Annotated in this window: 16 protein-coding genes and 1 pseudogene; 7 read left to right on the forward strand and 10 right to left on the reverse strand. The window is 71.7% G+C overall.

Translation table 11 applies throughout. The features are described from left to right. Positions 1-24: 24 nt before the first annotated feature. Positions 25-684: an HAD-IA family hydrolase gene (locus ACFYPN_RS25765; protein ID WP_358759448.1), complete on the forward strand. Its 660-nt coding sequence runs from the start codon at positions 25-27 to the stop codon at positions 682-684. Between the two features lie 49 nt (positions 685-733). Here ACFYPN_RS25765 and ACFYPN_RS25770 read toward each other — a convergent pair whose 3' ends face one another. Together ACFYPN_RS25770 and ACFYPN_RS25775 are read right to left on the reverse strand one after the other, a co-directional pair. Continuing rightward, positions 734-1,000 carry a hypothetical protein gene (locus ACFYPN_RS25770; protein ID WP_358759450.1) on the reverse strand — a complete coding sequence of 89 codons (267 nt, stop codon included), beginning with the start codon at positions 998-1,000 and terminating at the stop codon, positions 734-736. A gap of 182 nt (positions 1,001-1,182) precedes the next feature. Beyond that, positions 1,183-1,605 (reverse strand): annotated as a pseudogene (locus ACFYPN_RS25775) (AAA family ATPase); the annotation flags it as partial. A 206-nt stretch (positions 1,606-1,811) separates the two neighbouring features. On the opposite strand from ACFYPN_RS25775, the gene ACFYPN_RS25780 reads away from it, so the two are divergent. Next, complete coding sequence (locus ACFYPN_RS25780) at positions 1,812-3,065, forward strand: cysteine desulfurase-like protein (RefSeq protein ID WP_358759452.1); 1,254 nt, start codon at positions 1,812-1,814, stop codon at positions 3,063-3,065. A 100-nt stretch (positions 3,066-3,165) separates the two neighbouring features. Here the strand turns inward: ACFYPN_RS25780 and ACFYPN_RS25785 are convergent, their stop codons facing one another. Further along, complete coding sequence (locus tag ACFYPN_RS25785) at positions 3,166-3,573, reverse strand: RidA family protein (protein ID WP_389301356.1); 408 nt, start codon at positions 3,571-3,573, stop codon at positions 3,166-3,168. A 110-nt stretch (positions 3,574-3,683) separates the two neighbouring features. On the opposite strand from ACFYPN_RS25785, the gene ACFYPN_RS25790 reads away from it, so the two are divergent. After that, entirely contained in the window at positions 3,684-4,835 is a 1,152-nt protein-coding gene (locus ACFYPN_RS25790) for a hypothetical protein (protein ID WP_358759456.1), read from the forward strand. 210 nt (positions 4,836-5,045) lie between these two features. Here the strand turns inward: ACFYPN_RS25790 and ACFYPN_RS25795 are convergent, their stop codons facing one another. Both ACFYPN_RS25795 and ACFYPN_RS25800 read right to left on the reverse strand, forming a co-directional pair. Continuing rightward, complete coding sequence (locus ACFYPN_RS25795; protein ID WP_358759458.1) at positions 5,046-5,294, reverse strand: hypothetical protein; 249 nt, start codon at positions 5,292-5,294, stop codon at positions 5,046-5,048. 762 nt (positions 5,295-6,056) lie between these two features. Next, positions 6,057-6,431 (reverse strand): helix-turn-helix domain-containing protein, encoded by a 375-nt coding sequence (locus tag ACFYPN_RS25800; protein WP_358759460.1) that lies wholly within the window; start codon positions 6,429-6,431, stop codon positions 6,057-6,059. 79 nt (positions 6,432-6,510) lie between these two features. Between ACFYPN_RS25800 and ACFYPN_RS25805 the strand changes: the two genes are divergently transcribed. Together ACFYPN_RS25805 and ACFYPN_RS25810 are read left to right on the forward strand one after the other, a co-directional pair. Then, positions 6,511-7,215: an SDR family oxidoreductase gene (locus tag ACFYPN_RS25805; RefSeq protein ID WP_358759462.1), complete on the forward strand. Its 705-nt coding sequence runs from the start codon at positions 6,511-6,513 to the stop codon at positions 7,213-7,215. A gap of 105 nt (positions 7,216-7,320) precedes the next feature. Next, on the forward strand, positions 7,321-7,908 hold the full coding sequence (locus ACFYPN_RS25810) for a hypothetical protein (protein WP_389301360.1): 588 nt from the start codon (positions 7,321-7,323) through the stop codon (positions 7,906-7,908). Positions 7,909-8,321: 413 nt separating this feature from the next. Here the strand turns inward: ACFYPN_RS25810 and ACFYPN_RS25815 are convergent, their stop codons facing one another. Together ACFYPN_RS25815 and ACFYPN_RS25820 are read right to left on the reverse strand one after the other, a co-directional pair. Further along, entirely contained in the window at positions 8,322-8,816 is a 495-nt protein-coding gene (locus ACFYPN_RS25815; protein ID WP_358759464.1) for a DinB family protein, read from the reverse strand. A gap of 199 nt (positions 8,817-9,015) precedes the next feature. After that, complete coding sequence (locus ACFYPN_RS25820) at positions 9,016-9,675, reverse strand: response regulator transcription factor (RefSeq protein ID WP_358759466.1); 660 nt, start codon at positions 9,673-9,675, stop codon at positions 9,016-9,018. A gap of 265 nt (positions 9,676-9,940) precedes the next feature. Here ACFYPN_RS25820 and ACFYPN_RS25825 point away from each other — a divergent pair, with 265 nt between their 5' ends. Further along, complete coding sequence (locus tag ACFYPN_RS25825; protein ID WP_358759468.1) at positions 9,941-10,447, forward strand: GNAT family N-acetyltransferase; 507 nt, start codon at positions 9,941-9,943, stop codon at positions 10,445-10,447. Positions 10,448-10,654: 207 nt separating this feature from the next. Here the strand turns inward: ACFYPN_RS25825 and ACFYPN_RS25830 are convergent, their stop codons facing one another. Genes ACFYPN_RS25830 through ACFYPN_RS25840 form a run of 3 tightly spaced genes read right to left on the reverse strand, consistent with a single transcriptional unit; the run spans position 10,655 to position 14,199 of the window. After that, the gene (locus ACFYPN_RS25830; RefSeq protein ID WP_389301364.1) at positions 10,655-13,192 is read right to left on the reverse strand and encodes an FtsX-like permease family protein; all 2,538 of its coding nucleotides are present in this window, start codon (positions 13,190-13,192) and stop codon (positions 10,655-10,657) included. Positions 13,193-13,195: 3 nt separating this feature from the next. After that, positions 13,196-13,948 (reverse strand): ABC transporter ATP-binding protein, encoded by a 753-nt coding sequence (locus ACFYPN_RS25835; RefSeq protein WP_358759472.1) that lies wholly within the window; start codon positions 13,946-13,948, stop codon positions 13,196-13,198. Continuing rightward, entirely contained in the window at positions 13,945-14,199 is a 255-nt protein-coding gene (locus tag ACFYPN_RS25840; RefSeq protein WP_358759473.1) for a hypothetical protein, read from the reverse strand. The genes ACFYPN_RS25835 and ACFYPN_RS25840 overlap by 4 nt, the downstream gene beginning before the upstream one ends. A gap of 211 nt (positions 14,200-14,410) precedes the next feature. Between ACFYPN_RS25840 and ACFYPN_RS25845 the strand changes: the two genes are divergently transcribed. Continuing rightward, positions 14,411-15,661, forward strand: coding sequence for a sensor histidine kinase (locus ACFYPN_RS25845; protein ID WP_389301368.1), 1,251 nt, complete (start codon positions 14,411-14,413; stop codon positions 15,659-15,661). Positions 15,662-15,775 lie beyond the last annotated feature (114 nt).

Consider the following 15,775-nt stretch of genomic DNA (forward strand, 5'->3'; position numbering starts at 1 on the left):
GTCCTTCCGATTTAGGCTGCCGCCATGACCGCGAACCGCGCCGACCCCTTCGACCTGGTGATCTTCGACTGCGACGGTGTCCTGGTGGACAGCGAGCGCATCTACGTCACGGTGGACGCGGTCGTCATGGCGGAGGTGGGCGCGCCGTTCACCGAGGCCGAGATCATCGAGCGGTTCGTGGGCTCCTCCACGGAGGTGCTGCGGGCCGCGGTGGAGGAGCGCATCGGCAGGCCGCTGGCCGACGACTGGGACGAGCCCTACACCCACCTGTACCACGCGGCGCTCGCCGAACTGACCCCCGTGGACGGCATCCCCGAGGTGCTGGCCGCGCTCACCACCCCGTACTGCCTCGCCTCCAACGGTTCCCACCGCTCCATCCGCCGCAGCCTGACCACGACCGCCCTGAGCCACCACTTCGAGGACCGTGTCTTCAGCGCCTCCGACGTGGCCCGGGGCAAGCCCGCCCCCGACCTCTTCCTGCACGCGGCGAGGACCCTGGGGGCGGACCCGGCGCGGTGCGCGGTGATCGAGGACAGCGCCTACGGGGTCGCCGCCGCCCGTGCCGCCGGCATGCGGGCCTTCGGCTACAGCGGCGGCCTCACCCCGGCGGCCCGCCTCGAAGGCCCCGGCACGGTCGTCTTCGACGACATGCGCGCCCTGCCCGGACTGCTGGCGGCCGGCTGACGCGCGGAGCGCGCGTGAAGGCACCGCGCGCCAAGCAACCTGCGGACGGTCAGGCGGACACCGGCAGATACGTACGCCGGAGCGCTTCGAACGCCGTGGGGCGCGGGCGGGCCACCAGGAACTCGGCGATGCGCCGGGCGCACTCGCCGGGGCGAAGCTCCGCCGTGTCGACGTCGAGATCGTGCGGACCGTGCGCGTGGACGACCGGGTACTGCAGCGCCGCCAGTCCCGGCGTACGGTCCCCGCGCTCCGCCTCCCTGCGCTCGAGTTCCGGCAGCGGACAGCGGACCGCCACCAGCACGGTGTCCTGCGGCACCAGGGCCTGTGTGGGGTTGTCGCGCGGAAGAAGGAGCGGGGCCGGGTGCGTGCGATCGCAAGGCGCCGAAGCGCCCGGGTAGCGGAGCTACCAGGGCGTTTCGGCAACGCCGCGAGCGCACGTGCCCGGCCCCGCGACGCCGCGAGCCAACCCCACACAGGCCCTCGCAGCGCGAGCAGGTCGAGCAGCCGCCAGCGCCGGCTGAGGGGGCAGTCGACCACCACGTTGTTCCCCGCCGCGGCCATCCCGGCCACCGCACGGTGGAATCCCTTGACCGTCCGGTCGATCTCGGCCTGGAGCCCTCCTTCCGGCAGGGCGCTCCCGCCGCGCATCGCGTGGAACGCGTCCACGGGCAGATGGAACCAGCTGCCCTGGAGGGTCGCCATGAGCTCCCGGGCGATGCTCGACTTGCCCGAGCTGGAGGTGCCATTGAGCAGCACGACCGTGCCACCCGCCGGGGCCGGCGGGACGACGGCCTGCCCGGGATCGTCGCCGGGCACCTCGGCCGCGGCGGGTGTGGGTGCTGCGGTGCCCACCACGGGGCCCACCGCCGGGGCCGGGGCCCCGCTCGCCGACGAATGCGCAGGGTCGTTTCCGTTCCACATGGTGTCGCCCTCTCCGCGGACCGCTCCCTGCGTCTCCGCGCGCCCGTCATCCTCCCAGGCGTGCCAGGCGCTCCGGGCACTCCGACCGCCCCGGCCCGCCCCGGCCTCGCGATCACCACCCCCACCAGGCACTATCGGTGTCCGGGGCAGCACCCGTACGCCGCCTCCGGGCCTGCGGGCCCGCCGCCCACCCCTCCGGAGCACGCATGTCCTACGACGTCCACGCGGTCCGCGCGCAGATCCCCGCCCTGAAGTCCGGCTCGGCGCGCTTCGACGCCCCCGGCGGCACGCAGACCCCGCAGCCGGTGATCGACGCCATCGTCGACGCGCTGGCCCACCCCCTCGCCGTACGGGGCACCCAGAACGAGGGCGAGCGCAACGCCGAGGCCATCGTCGCCGGCGCCCGCTCAGCCCTCGCGGACCTGCTGGGGGCGGACCCGCGCGGCATCGTCTTCGGACGCAGCTCCACCCAGCTCACCTACGACCTCGCGCGGACCCTCGCCAAGGGCTGGGGCCCGGATGACGAGGTGGTGGTCAGCCGCCTCGACCACGACTCCAACATCCGCCCGTGGATCCAGGCCGCCGAGGCGGCGGGGGCGACGGTCCGCTGGGCCGAGTTCGACCCGGCGAGCGGAGACCTGACGCTCCACCACATCGCTGACGCGCTCAGCGAGCGTACGCGGCTGGTCGCCGTCACCGGCGCGTCCAACCTCATCGGCACCCGCCCCGACCTGCCCGCCATCGCCGGCCTCGTGCACCGCGCGGGCGCCCTGCTGCACGTGGACGCCGTACACCTCGCGGCACACGCCTCGGTCGACCTCGCCGGCCTCGGCGCGGACTTCCTCGTCTGCTCCCCGTACAAATTCCTCGGCCCGCACCTCGGCGTACTCGCGAGCCGCCCGGAGCTGCTGGAGACCCTGCACCCCGACAAGCTCCTCCCGTCGACCGACGCCGTCCCGGAGCGGTTCGAACTGGGCACCCTGCCCTACGAGTTCCTGGCCGCCGCCCGTGCGGCCGTGGACTTCCTCGCCTCGCTGGCGCCCGCGGCCGCGGACACGCCCGCGTCCACGACTCCTGCGGCCACCACCCGACGGCGGGAACGTCTGATCGCCGCCTTCGAGGTGATCGAGGCCCACGAGGACGCCCTGCGCGCACGCGTCGAGACCGGGCTCGCCGCACTCGACGGCATCACCGTGCACTCCCGCGCCGCCCTGCGCACCCCGACGCTGCTGCTCACCTTCCCTGGCCGGTCCGCGGCCGATGCCTCGCGCCACCTGGCGGCACGCGGTGTCGACGCCCCCGCCGGCTCCTTCTACGCCCTGGAGGCCTCCCGCCACCTCGGCCTCGGCGACGGGGGCGGCCTGCGCGTCGGCCTGGCGCCGTACAGCAGCGAGGAGGACGTCGACCTGCTCCTCGCCGCCCTGGCCGACTACCTCACCACCACACCCGCCCGCGCCTGAGCGGACGGGTGGCTGGGCGGGAGGGCGTGGAGCGTGGGGGGGGTGGGGCGTGGGGGGTGGGACGTGGGGCGTGGGGCTTCGGCCCCCGCGACTTCTGCCCCTACGGCTTCACCACCGCGAACGCCTCGACTTCCATGACCAGTTCGGGCCGGTACAGGGCGACCACCTGTACCGCCGAACTGGCGGGGAGGCGCTCCACGTCGATGTACAGATCACGGACCGCGCGAACCGCCGGCAGGTACGCGACGTCGGTGACGAAGTAGGTCAGCTTCACCACGTCCGCGAACGTCGCCCCGGCCGCCGCGAGGCAACGGCGCAGGTTCTCGAAGACCTGTCGCGCCTGCGCCTCGGGGTCGCCCGCCCCGACGACCTCGCCGTTCTCATCCAGGGAGACCTGCCCGGAGATCGCGACCCACTGCCCGGGGCCCGTGACGACGTGCGTGTAACCCGTGGCGGGAGCGACTCCTTCGGGGGCGGCGATGTGCGTGAGGTGCGAGTGCGTGTCCATGCCCGGCATCCTCCCCCGGCCGCCGACAACTCGTGTCACTGGCCCGTGTGATGATGCGCGGACATCGGAGCGGCCCCGGGTGGACCGGGCGCGCGAAGGGGGAGAGTGGCGTGAGCAAGGGGGAGGGCGGCGTGAGTGACGGGGCGTCCATACCGGACGAGGAGTGGGAACGCTTCCTCCAGGAGTCCGAGGCAGGGGTGCGCAACGCCCCCAAGGAGCCGTCCGCGAGGGCGCGGATGGTCACCCGTCGATTGACCGAGGCGCCGGAGAGGCCCGATGCCTGGCGCGCGTACCAACCGGCACCCAGACGCCGCCGCACGGTCTGGTACGCGGTCGGAACCCTGCTGGTCGTCGCCCTGGTGGTCGCGGCGGTCGCCCCGAACCGGGTGGCCGGCTGGTTCACGGGCGACTTCTCCGGCGACGGCGGCGGGACGGTCGCGACCGCCCCGCTCGCCGAGGAGACCGCGCGGCCGACCGCACCGCCCGGTTCCGACGGCGACGCTGAACTCCCCACACCGGACGAGCCGTTCCGCGGGTCGCCCGCCGCCACATGGCGCGACGGGGCTGCGGGAATCCACCTGCCCGCCGCGAGGGCGACCGGCTGGATGACCAAGGCCCAGGTCGCCGACGCACTGGCCAGGACGCGGGATTTCCTCGTCACCGCCAGCCTCGACCCGGCAACCCTGCGCGGCGAACGGCCGGAAGCCGCGATCGCCCAGATCAATCCCCACCAGGCGGACATGCAGGACTACTTGGCCAATTCTTTCCGGTCGCCCGACAAGGACCACGACCCGCTGTTGCTGTTCAGTCGCTTCGAGCCGTCGCGCGTACGCCTCGCCGGTGACGTGGTGAAGACGCGCGGGCGGGTCACCTTCGCGGAGGGGAAGCGCGGCGCCCTCGAAGTGACCGCGGACATCACGTACGTCTACCCGCTCGTACGCGCCGCCACCGGAAGCACGGAGGTCGCCCGTACGATCGTCCGCCGCGAGACCGTCATGAGCTGGGACGACCCGGCGAAGGTGCGGACCGACGCGGGGACCTTCTCCCTCGTCTCGTACACCGCACTCACCACCAACGGCGGCTGCGACCCCCACCGCGGCTACCTCATGCCGGAGTTCGCCGACGAGCGCGCCGACACGGACGAGGCACCCGGCCCCGCTACCGACCCGTACGACCGGAGTGTCCCCGTGGACGATCTCACCGAGCCTCGGGGCGCCGACGACGCCCATGACGCGCGGTGCGGGCGGGCCACGCGTACGTGACCGGGGGCGGCGGCGGACGCGAGGGCGCGGAGGCGGAGGCGCGGTGGCCGGGGAGCCGGACGCGGCCCGGCCGTACTCCCCGACTTCGTCCTCCTGGCGTCCACCGACGCCGGAGTCCACTGCGCGCGGGGCCCGGAACCGCAGGCTGTGCACAGCCACGACGCGCCACCGGCTCTCCCGGCGGGTCGTTGCGAGAGACCGGGGAAGAGATCACGCCAACGGGTCGGCGTCCTCCGCCTCCGTGCCGGCGGCCTCGCCACGGCCGATGGTCATGGACCACCGAACCGATGAAGGAGCTTGGACCGAAGCGACCCCCTTGCCTTCGGCGCTCTGAACCGCAAATTGGTGATAAGTGGTGGTGACTTCGCCCAGGAGGCATTCGAGGGAGAACTCCACTCCTGCGGGTTTCACCTTGACGAGAACCTTCCCCTTGCCCTCGCACCGCACTGCGACGGTCAAGGCATCTCCCTTTTCCCCTTTGGCGAACTCGACCGAACTTCCGCCCCGGGTCTCACCCTGTTGGGCGACGAGGTTCTCATCGCTGTCCAGCTCAGGCGCTATGGACACAGGAGGCGAGGCAGCATTCTCCGACTCGGGCAGAGTCGATTCTGCAGGTCGCGGGGCCCCAAAACCACCTGCCGCTGAATCTGGTGTTCCGGCTGTGCACGCCATGAGCGCCGACAGCAGGATCGCAGGCAACAGCGCAATTCCCAGCAGGGGCCGACGGCTCATCTTCCTTCACCCCTCGCACGGCGCGTAGGAGGAGTAACTCGTCGGCGGCGCTGCCCCCGAGGTCCTTGAGGCGGCTTGGCCGTCGGTGCCTCGCGATGATCGGTGCGGCGTCCTCCTCCCACCTTCGGGACCGCAACCGACGTGCTTGCCCTCGATGCTTCCGATGACGGCAAGGCCCACCTCGCCAGTGCCCTCGGAAGTGAACCTCGCCCTTCTGGATGTGCGCATCTCGATTCCCCCCACAGTCGTTGCGTCCGGGGGCGGCCGATCCCCTCTCGCATCCATGATCCTGCGGTTGGCCGAAGTCCCGCACAAGACTCTCCGGCAGATTCAGAGGGGAACCTGATGTTCCGCGCACGCCCTCTCGTGCCTCATGCGAGAGCCGCGAAAAGATCTACGTCCCGCTCAGGAGGTTCGCCCTCGAAAACGAGATCACCGCTCCGGTCGTCAATTCCGCGGACTCCCAAACCCATCGACGAGAAACGCCTCTCAGCCGGCACCCGTATCGGCGCCCGACCGGCGGGACCGGGCCAGCTCGATCTCCGGGACGTGCTCCTCGGCCCAGCGCCGCACCGCGCGCAGCGGCACGAGCAGGGAGTGGCCCAGCGGTGTCAGGGCGTACTCGACGCGGGGCGGGTTCTCGTCGTACTGGTGACGACTGATCAGGCCGTCCGCCTCGAGGGAGCGCAGGGTCTCGGTCAGGGCCTTCGACGTGATGCCGCTGATGTGCCCCTTGAGTTCGGTGAAACGGCGCGGCCCGCCGTCCAGGGCGTTGACGACGAACACGGTCCAGCGTGCGCCGATCCGGTGGAGCACCGTGCGGCTCGGACACGTCGCCGCCATCACGTTGTACGCCTTGCCCATGGCCGCCTCCGGTTGCGTTGAAGATACCGGTATCGAATCTATACCGTCGGATCCGTTCCTACGAGAAGGAGTGTGTTCCATGGAGCGGATCCTGGTCATCGGCGGTGCACGGGCACTCGGCGCGGCGATCGCGCGGCGTGCGATCAAGGACGGTTTCGACGTGGTGATCGGCGCCCGCGACCTGGCCGCGGCCGAAAAGCTGGCCGACGAGATCGGCGCCACAGCGGTGCGGTGCGACCTCCAGGACGAATCGACGCTCGCGGCCGCGGCGGAGCGGCTGAAGGACGGCGTCGACCACATCGTGACGACAGGTTCGGCGCCGCACGACGTGCGCGCGGCCGAGCTGGACCGCGAGAAGCTGCTGGCCGCGTTCACGGCGAAGGTGATCGGTCCGATGCTGGTGGCCAAGCACTTCGCGCCGGTACTGCGCCCGACCGGGTCGATGGTGCTGTTCTCCGGTGTGGTCGGATGGCGCCCCGGACCCGGGTCGCTCGTCAAGGGGGTCACCAACGGTGCGGTCGACTACGCCGTGCGCCACCTGGCGGCGGATCTGGCCCCGGTACGCGTCAACGCCGTCTCGCCCGGCCTCATCGACTCGGGCGCCTGGGACCGCCTGGGTGACGGGAAGAGCGCCCTGCTGAGCAAGAGCGCCGCGGGGACCCTGGCGGGACGGCACGGGGAGAGTGACGACATCGTCGACGCGGTGATGTGGCTCCTGGACGCCGGGTTCGTCTCCGGCGAGACCATCCACGTCGAGGGCGGCGCGCGCCACAAACTCGCCTGACACCGCTCCCGCCGCGCGCGCTCGGTCGCGCGCGGCGGGAGCGGGTCACGATTGTCGTGCCTCGCGCGTGGACCAGCCCGACCTGCCGCCACGCATCAGTCACCCTTGCCGGTCGAGCGCGGCAAGCAACTGGCTCGCGCGTCCGTCCGCCGCCACGAAGGTGAGGTGGTCGTGGTAGTCGCGGGTCTCGGTGATCAGGCCGTCCCGGGCGCGCAGCTCCTGTGGGAAGCGGTACTCGTCCGGCGATTGGAACGGCTGACCGAGGAAGGGCTACGCCTGAGGGCCGAGACCGGGCCGGCGCAGGCTCTTTTCGCGTTCTTCGACCTGGTACTGGATCAGTCTCCCGCCAAGAACGCCTTCGCCTCGGCGCTCGCGGACGCGGGAGTCGATGTCCGTGCCGCAACCTCCGAGGCCGGGCGCACGATGCGTGAGGTGCTCACCACGCTCCTCGACGGCGCCCAGCGGGCCGGTGTGGTGCGGCGTGACCTGGAGGTGCCGGAGTTGACGGCGTTCCTGGTGGGCACCCGCCGCATGCTGGAACACCTGGACAGCCACCCGGAGTCCGCGAAGCGCGCCCGTGCGGTCGTCCGCGACGGGCTGAGAGCGGGCACGGGGAGCCTGGGACAGCGGCACGGGGAGCCCGGCACGCACGAGAAGCGGTCAGCCTGCGTTCCGGACGGTCCGAGGCCGTAAGGATCACGATCCACGGCCGGAGCAGTAACCGAGGGCGCCCCCGTTGAGCAGTGCGCGCACGGCCTGCGGATCGTGCTCGGTCAACAACTCGGCCACGGACGACCTCGTCAAAGCGCCGGGCCGCGCCGCCATTCAGGAGCCTCGGCCAACTGCTCCTGTGTCACGCCGTTGCGGAGCAGTTTGGGTCCCTCGGCGGTGGTGTACTCCGCCCACCGCACACCGGCCACGTCCTCTGCCGGTCCGCCTGCGCCTAAGGGCCGTTCCGCAGTTCCTGGCGGGTGCGCGACGACAGCTACGGCACCTCGCCGCGTTGTCGGAACGTCCCCATACATCCATATGCGGACGCCCCTCCGCCTTGCGATGCACCGCATCCGACGCCGCGCACTGATCCACCACGCATTGCGGGACAGCCCTTAGACGGTTTGGATCTGCTCGCGCAGGATGTCCGCGTGGCCGCAGTGCTGGGCCAGTTCGCGCAGCATGTGGAGGAAGATCCAGCGCATCGGCAGCGGGCCGCGCCGGTTTCCCCGTACGACATCGTCCAGCGACAGCTCCGCGGAGGCCTTCCGCGACGCCTCGCAGGCTTCCCTGTAGGCGAGCTGCACCGAGGCGACGGTATCGCCGTGGTCCAGGTCGAAGGACTCGTCAGGCGTGTCCGGAATACCGATCTCGGCACGCGGTCGGCAGGTGATCGCCTCGTCGAACCAGACCTTTTCCACGAACGTGACGTGCTTGACGAGCCCCAGCAGCGTGGTCTTCGACGCCACCAGCGACCGCCGGGCCTGCTCCTCGGTCAGCCCGTCCAGACTGGCGTGGAGGGCGGCCCGGTGCTCATCGAGGAACGTCTCGAACTGCTCGCGCAGCGGGGCAGGGAAGGTAGCGGGGTCGGTGGTCGCTCGGAAGTCCATGACTGCATACCCTAGTGCTGCACCGTACGTCGATGGAGGGGAACCCGGTCACTGCGGGAGCGTCCGGAAGCACCCCCGCAGAGGCGAGTGGACGTCCCGGGAGCGACTACCGACCGTGGGCACGGATCTTTCACGAACCAGCACCGCGTAGAACCAGGTTGATGCCCTGGTCGGCCGGACTGCGCCGCGACTGCGCCGCTCAGTGAGGGCGGCGGCCCTCCTCCAGGTAGCGCAGGACGGCTGCCACCCGCCGATCGACATGATCGGTCGGTGACAGGTCGAGTTTGGCGAAGATGCTGCGAATGTGTTTGTGCACTGCTCCCTCCGTGACGACGAGCTGCCGAGCGATGGCACCGTTGCCAAGTCCCTCGGCCATCAGGCCAAGTACGCTGCGTTCGCGGGGGCTGAGCCTTTTCAGGCGGGCGTCCTGCGGATACCGGCTGAACAACTGAGCGACGACCTCGGGGTCGATGGCGGTGCCGCCGGCCACAACACGGTGCAGGGCATCGAGGAACTCCTCCACGCGTCCGACCCGTTCCTTCAACAGGTAACCCAGCCCTGTGACTCCGCCGGTGAGGAGTTCGGTGGCGAAGGTCTGCTCCACGTACGCGGACAGGACGAGCACCGCCAACCCGGGATGGCGGCGCCGGGCTTCGACGGCGGCTTGGATGCCTTCGTCCGTGTGAGTGGGCGGCATCCGTACGTCGAGGATGGCGATGTCGGGTCGGTGCTCGTCGATGGCTGCCAGTACGCCTTCGGGCGTGTCGGCAGTGGCGACGACGTCGAGCGACTCTGCTCGCAGAAGGAGCGCCAGACCCTCACGCAGCAACGCGTCATCTTCGGCAATCACGATCCGCATGAGAGTTCCACTTCCAAGTGCTCAGGCCGCCTGGTGCGCTGCCCACGGTGAGCGTACCGTCGTGCGCCGCCGCGCTGTGCCCTACGCCGGCACGGCGGTCGTCAGGGGTGTGGCCGACGACGCTGCCCGCCCAAGCCCGTCCGGAACCAGCGTATTTGGTGTGCCGGGTGACCCGGCCCAGCGCGCCGGTGAGGTCGTACGTGGTGGGGGTCCGGTGGACGGGGGTGCCGCCCGGGCCCGCCACCGCCCGGGCGACAATAACGGCATGAGCACTGACACACCCGCCTCCTCCGTCGTGCGACGCGCGGGCCCCGGCGACGCCGCAGCCCTGGTCGTCCTTCGTGCGCTGATGCTCCAGGACATGGGGATGCCCGTGGGCCCGGCCGACGCGGCTTGGCGCGAGACCGCCACGCATTGGTTCGCCCGTCGGCTCGCCGACGAGGACGAGTTCGCCGCCTTCGTCGTCGAGGATCCGCTGCTCGGGGTTGTCAGCAGTGCCGTCGGCTCCTGCGACCACCACGCCCCCGGCCCCACCAACCCCACGGGGTTGCACGGCCATGTCCAGAACGTCAGCACCGACCCCCGCGCCCGGCGCCGCGGCCACGCGCGGGCCTGTCTCGAGGCGCTGCTTACCTGGTTCGGCACGGAGACGCCGGTACGGGTCGTCAACCTCAACGCCACCTCGCGCGGCCAGGCGCTCTACCAGGACCTGGGTTTCACGGCCCCCCGCTTCCCCGCACTGCAGCTCAGGGTGCCCGACGACCCCGCGTAGGCCCGCCTCTTCTGCCGGGCGCGGCCGGCGTCGTTCATCCACCGGCGCCGCAGAAAAGCGACAAGTCGGCGGTGGCGAGGCCGGGCGCGGGGGCGGCCCGGGCACGCCGCCCCCGCAGGCAGGAGCGAAGGGGTGCCGTTGCGGGGGCGCGAACACGAGCTGGCGCCCCCGCCCGGCGGGAATGGTCAGACACGGCCCAGGGACGCCTCACGCGGTGCGCAGGGCGTCCGCGGGTGGTGTGCGCAAAGCGTGTCGGGTGGGCAGTTCGACCGTGAGGAAGGACGTCAGCGCGACCGTCACCACTACGGCCGGCAGCAACCATGCCGGGCCCGCCGGCCAGGGGTGGCCGAGGTAGCCCTGGCCCAGCAGGCCGAGGGGCAGTGCCGACAAGAGCAGCCCTGAGGCGAGTCCGGCCGCCGCGATCACCGCAGCCTCGCGGCGCATCATCGCGCGGATCTGCCGGGGTGTCGTGCCGACCAGGCGCAGAGCAGCGATCTCCGCCCGGCGCTGGGCGGTGGCGGCGACCAGTTTGTTGGCGATGCTCAGGAGCAGGTAGCCGAGCAGCACCACGATGACGGCCAGGTTGATCCACACCTCGGGCGGCGTGTCCTTGTCGCCCGCGCCCTGTGCCGTGGTCGCCAGGGCCAGGCCGGAGCGACTGGCGGCGAACGCGGTGAGGCGCTGCCCGGTGGCGGGCGTGCCGTCCGTGCGCACCAGGACGCGCTGGTCGAGGTCTGTCGTGGTGTGTCCGTCTGTCAGGTCGCGGGAAAGGATCACCGGCCCGAACCCCAGGCTCCGCTCGTACACCGCGACCACCTCGGCCTCGACGCGCGATCCGTCGCCCAGAACCAGACGCACATGTTTCCCGAGCCCGGCGCCCTGTGTGCGGGCCGCCTCGTCGCTGACGGCGATGGTGGATCCTGCGAGCCGCCCGAGAGCGCCCTTCCGGACCTTGAGGTCGAGGACATCACCCGCGTCGGGCGTCAGGACCATCGCCGAGGCCTGCTCGGGCGTGGTCTCGCCGAACTGCCGGTACTCCCACACCACCGGGGTCGTGCCGACCGGTACCGCCGCCCGCACCCCCGGCACCTTTCGCAGCCCGGAAACGGTGTTCAAGGGCAACCCGCCCAAGCCCGGCGCGCTGACCTCGTACTGGGCGAGGGTGCCGGCGCGGGTGTCGTCGGACGTGGCGGCCAGCACCGTGGTCTGCGTGAGCGCGTACGTAAGGACGAACACGACGCCCATGGCGAGCGGGGTGACGACTCCCGACAGTCGCTGCGAGTAGGCGCGCACGTTGGACATGGCCAGCCATGTCGGTGCCGCCACCCCGGGCCGCAGCCGCCGGACGACCGCCTCGCCGGCGTGCTTCACCAGCGCCGGGCCACAGAGGGCCAGGCCGATCGCGGCGATGATGCCCGCGATGGACGTGGCGGAGGCTCCCACGACGGACCGGGACAGCAAGGGTGCCGCCGACAGCACGCTCGCGGCGAGGATCAGCAGGGCGCCGAAGAGGGTGCGTGTCGGCGAGAGACGGCGCGGTTCGCTTCGGGACTCGGCGACCGCTTCGGTGGCGGGCATGCGGGACGTACGCCAGGCTGCGCACCGCGCCGACAGTTGAACGGCAGCTCCTACCAGGAGCAGCGTAGCCAGCGCGGGGACCGGGCCGATGGTGAGGGGAAGTTCCTCCGGGAGTACGCCGCGGTCGGCCAGGATCTGCCGGAACTGGCCCGCCAGCAGATAGCCGAGGGCCACTCCCGGCACCAGGGTCACGGCCGCGACGACGGTCGACTGTGCGGCGGCCAGGTGTCGGATCTGCTTCGGCGTCGCACCGACGGCCCGCATCAACGCCAGGTCGCGGCGCTGCCCGGCGATCGTCACCCCCAGGGCGCCGGCGACCACGAAGCCGGTGATCAGCAGCACGATCCCACCGAGCGAGCCGGCGATGAGAATGAGGAGGGAGCGTGCCGAACCCACGCCGGGCGCTACCGCCTCACCCCGCTCGGTGCCCGTGGTGACTTTCCACCCGGTAGCGGTAGCGGTAGCGGCCAGTCGGTCACGGACCCTCGCAGCGACCTGCTGCTCATTGCCGGGTGCGACGCGCAATCCGATCAGGTCGACGGTGCTGGCACGTGACCCCACGTCCCGACGGGCGAGCCGCAGGGCCGTTCCGTCCGCGAAGTACACGCCGGCGCCGGGTGCGTCGACCACTGCCGAGACCCGGTAGGGAGCGGCCGGCCGGCCGTTGGCCACGACCCGGATCCGTTCACCGACCTTGGCCCCCGTTCCGGCAGCTACCGCGATCTCGTCCACGCCTGCCGGCGGCCGGCCCTGGACGCGCGGCCGCGCCAGCAGTTTCACCGAGGACCATCCGTGTCCCGCTGCCCGCGGGTCCTCGGCAGGCGGCACCACCTGACCGCGCGCGTCGAGCAGTGCGGCCGGGAAACCGATGTCGCCGACCGCGTCGGTGACATCGGGCAGTGCCGCCAGCTGCTTTACGAGCGCCGTCGGAATCGCGGCGCGCTCGGACAGTGCGAGCGGCAGGTCACCGCTCGTGTGGTATTCCTGGTCGGCGGCGACTACGACGTCCGCACCGCCGAGCCGTCCGGGTGGCAGGTGGGAGCGGAGTCCGGACTCGGCCAGCACACCGGTCCCGGTGATCATCACAGCGCCGCCGAGGACCGCGCACGCCACGGCGATCAGCGCGGTGATGCGGTGGGCGGCCATGCGCCAGGCAAGGTGCAGCATGGTCTACCGCTCCCCCAACGCCACGAGACGCTCGGCCAGCCGCGAGGCGGTTGGCTGATCGAGGGACTCGACCACCCGGCCGTCGGCCATCACCAGTGCGCGGTGCGCGTGGGCCGCCGCGGCCGGGTCGTGGGTGACCATCACCACTGTCTGGTGCAGTTCGTCGACGAGCGCGCGCAGCAGATCCAGCACCTGCTGAGCGCTGCGCAGATCGAGTGCGCCGGTCGGCTCGTCCGCGAAGACGACGGCCGGCTGCGCTGCCAAGGCGCGGACGACAGCCGCCCGTTGCTGCTGGCCGCCGGAGAGTTCCGCGGGACGATGGGCGAGCCGGTCGGTGAGGCCGACCCGTTCGGTCAGCGTCCGCAGCCAGTCCCGGTCCGGGCGCCGGCCGGCCAGTCGCAGCGGCAGCGTGATGTTGTCCTCGATGCTGAGCGAAGGGATCAGGTTGTAGGCCTGGAACACGAAACCGACGCGCTCACGGCGCAGTTCGGTGCGCCGGGTCTCGTTCAGTTGCGCGATCTCCTGCCCGTCGATGCGGATACTGCCCGAAGTCGGGGAGTCCAGTCCGGCGGCGCAGTGCATCAGGGTGCTCTTGCCGGATCCCGAAGGCCCCATCACCGCGAGGAACGTGCCGGGCTCCACCGTCAGTGACACGTCGTCCAGAGCCCGTACGCCTCCGGCGTAGGTCTTGGCGACGTGCGCCAGCGCGATGGCGGGTGCCTTTTGGCCGGTGGTCACGGCGACGGCGGTTCTCATCGACGCCCTCGCACGGCACGCACGACCAGAGTGGCGGCGGCGAGCACGCTGACCCCGCCACAGACGAGAAGCACCCAGGTGCCGGCAGCGCTGTAGGAGGCCAGCATGTTCACGACCGCGCTGAGCACGATCGCCGCCCACAGCAGCGTACGAACGGCGTCCACGCTGTTGGCTCCACCGGGGTCGGGTGCCCGGCGACCCGGGCCGTGGGCCGTGGTGCTACTCAGGCGGTACTGGTCTTGCTGCGTCATGGGGGTCCTCCGGGGCTCGTCTGGGGCATCCGTCGTCGTGTTCTGATCCGCTTTCGATGCTAGGAAGCCGGACCCCCCGCGGCCGATCCCGCGAGCCGCCCGAAGCGGGGTACAGCAGGCTGTACTTCCGGGCTCCGCCAAGGCCGGCAGGCCGGTCGACGACATAGGGTCGACCGCGACGAAGCAGCGCGGAAAGACCCAGGGAGGACGGATGGCGACCCCGACCACATCCGTGAAGGACGTCGCTGTACGAACCGTGCGCGCAGCCGGCGCCGCGACCGGACAACTCGCCGGCGGCCTCGGCACGGCCGGCCTGGCGCTGGGTCTCCTGGTGCTCTTCGCTCTGGCCGCCGTGACCGCACCGATCGGTGTGGGGCTCCTGATCGCGCCCGCCGCACTGCGATCCCTGCACGCCCTGGCCGCACGGGAACGCGAACGCCTCACCCGCCGGGGTCTCGAGGTCATCGCCCCCGATCCGCCGCCAACACGGCTGCGAGCCGCCCTCGTCGACCCCACCACCCGGCGCGAACTGCGCTGGCTGATCCGGCACGCCACCCTGGGCTTCTCCCTCGGGCTTCTCGGCCTCTGGCTCCCGGTGTTCGCCGTCCGGGACGGCACCTTCCCCCTCTACTGGCGCCTCGTCCCCGAAGGCGCGAGCAGCACGTCGATCGGACTCGGATCCGCCCAGTCCTGGCCGGACGCCATCGCCGTGGGCCTGCTGGGCCTGGGCTGGATCGCCATCGTCCTGGGCCTGTCACCTGCCATGGCCCGGCTGCAGGCGGCCCCGGGGCGCACACTGCTCGCGGCCGGCCCGGACACCGATCTGTCGCTGCGCGTCGCTGAACTCACCGCTACCCGTGCGGGAGCCCTGGATGCCCACGCAACCGAGCTGCGGCGCATCGAACGCTCCCTGCACGACGGCGCCCAGAACCGACTGGTGTCGGTCACGGTGCTGCTCGGCGCGGCCCGTCGTATGGCGGCCCGTGATCCGGCCGCCGCCGACGAACTCCTCGAACGCGCTCAGTCGGCTGCGGAAGAGGCCCTGGCCGAGTTGCGTACCGTGGTGCGCAGCATCCTGCCACCGGTGCTGGCCGACCGGGGGCTGGCGGGAGCCCTGTCCGGGCTGGCCGCGGACAGCCCGGTGCCCTGCAGCATCGAGGACGACGTTCCCGAACGATGCGCGGCGTCCGTCGAAACGACCGCCTACTTCGTCGTGGCCGAGGCGTTGACCAACATCGCCAAGCACAGCGGCGCCACGCGGGCCACCGTCACCGTCCGCGGGCACGGTGGCCGACTGCGGCTGTTGATCGAGGACAACGGCCATGGCGGCGCCGAGGAGGGTGGCGGTTCGGGCCTCGGCGGCATCCGTCACCGGGTCGCGGCTCACGACGGCACTTTCCGTGTGACCAGTCCGTCCGGCGGCCCGACCGTCCTGCAGGTGGACCTCCCCTGTGGGACCTGAGTCCCGAACCGTCCGGCACGGATGAAGGCCGTCGCGGGACGTAACCCCAGGACGGGAACCGAGACCACGGACACCCGCGCGGCCCACTCCCCGCGTCGCCGTCGCGTCCGCTGA

The organism is Streptomyces sp. NPDC005576 (genome assembly GCF_042871745.1).
Lineage (GTDB): Bacteria > Actinomycetota > Actinomycetes > Streptomycetales > Streptomycetaceae > Streptomyces.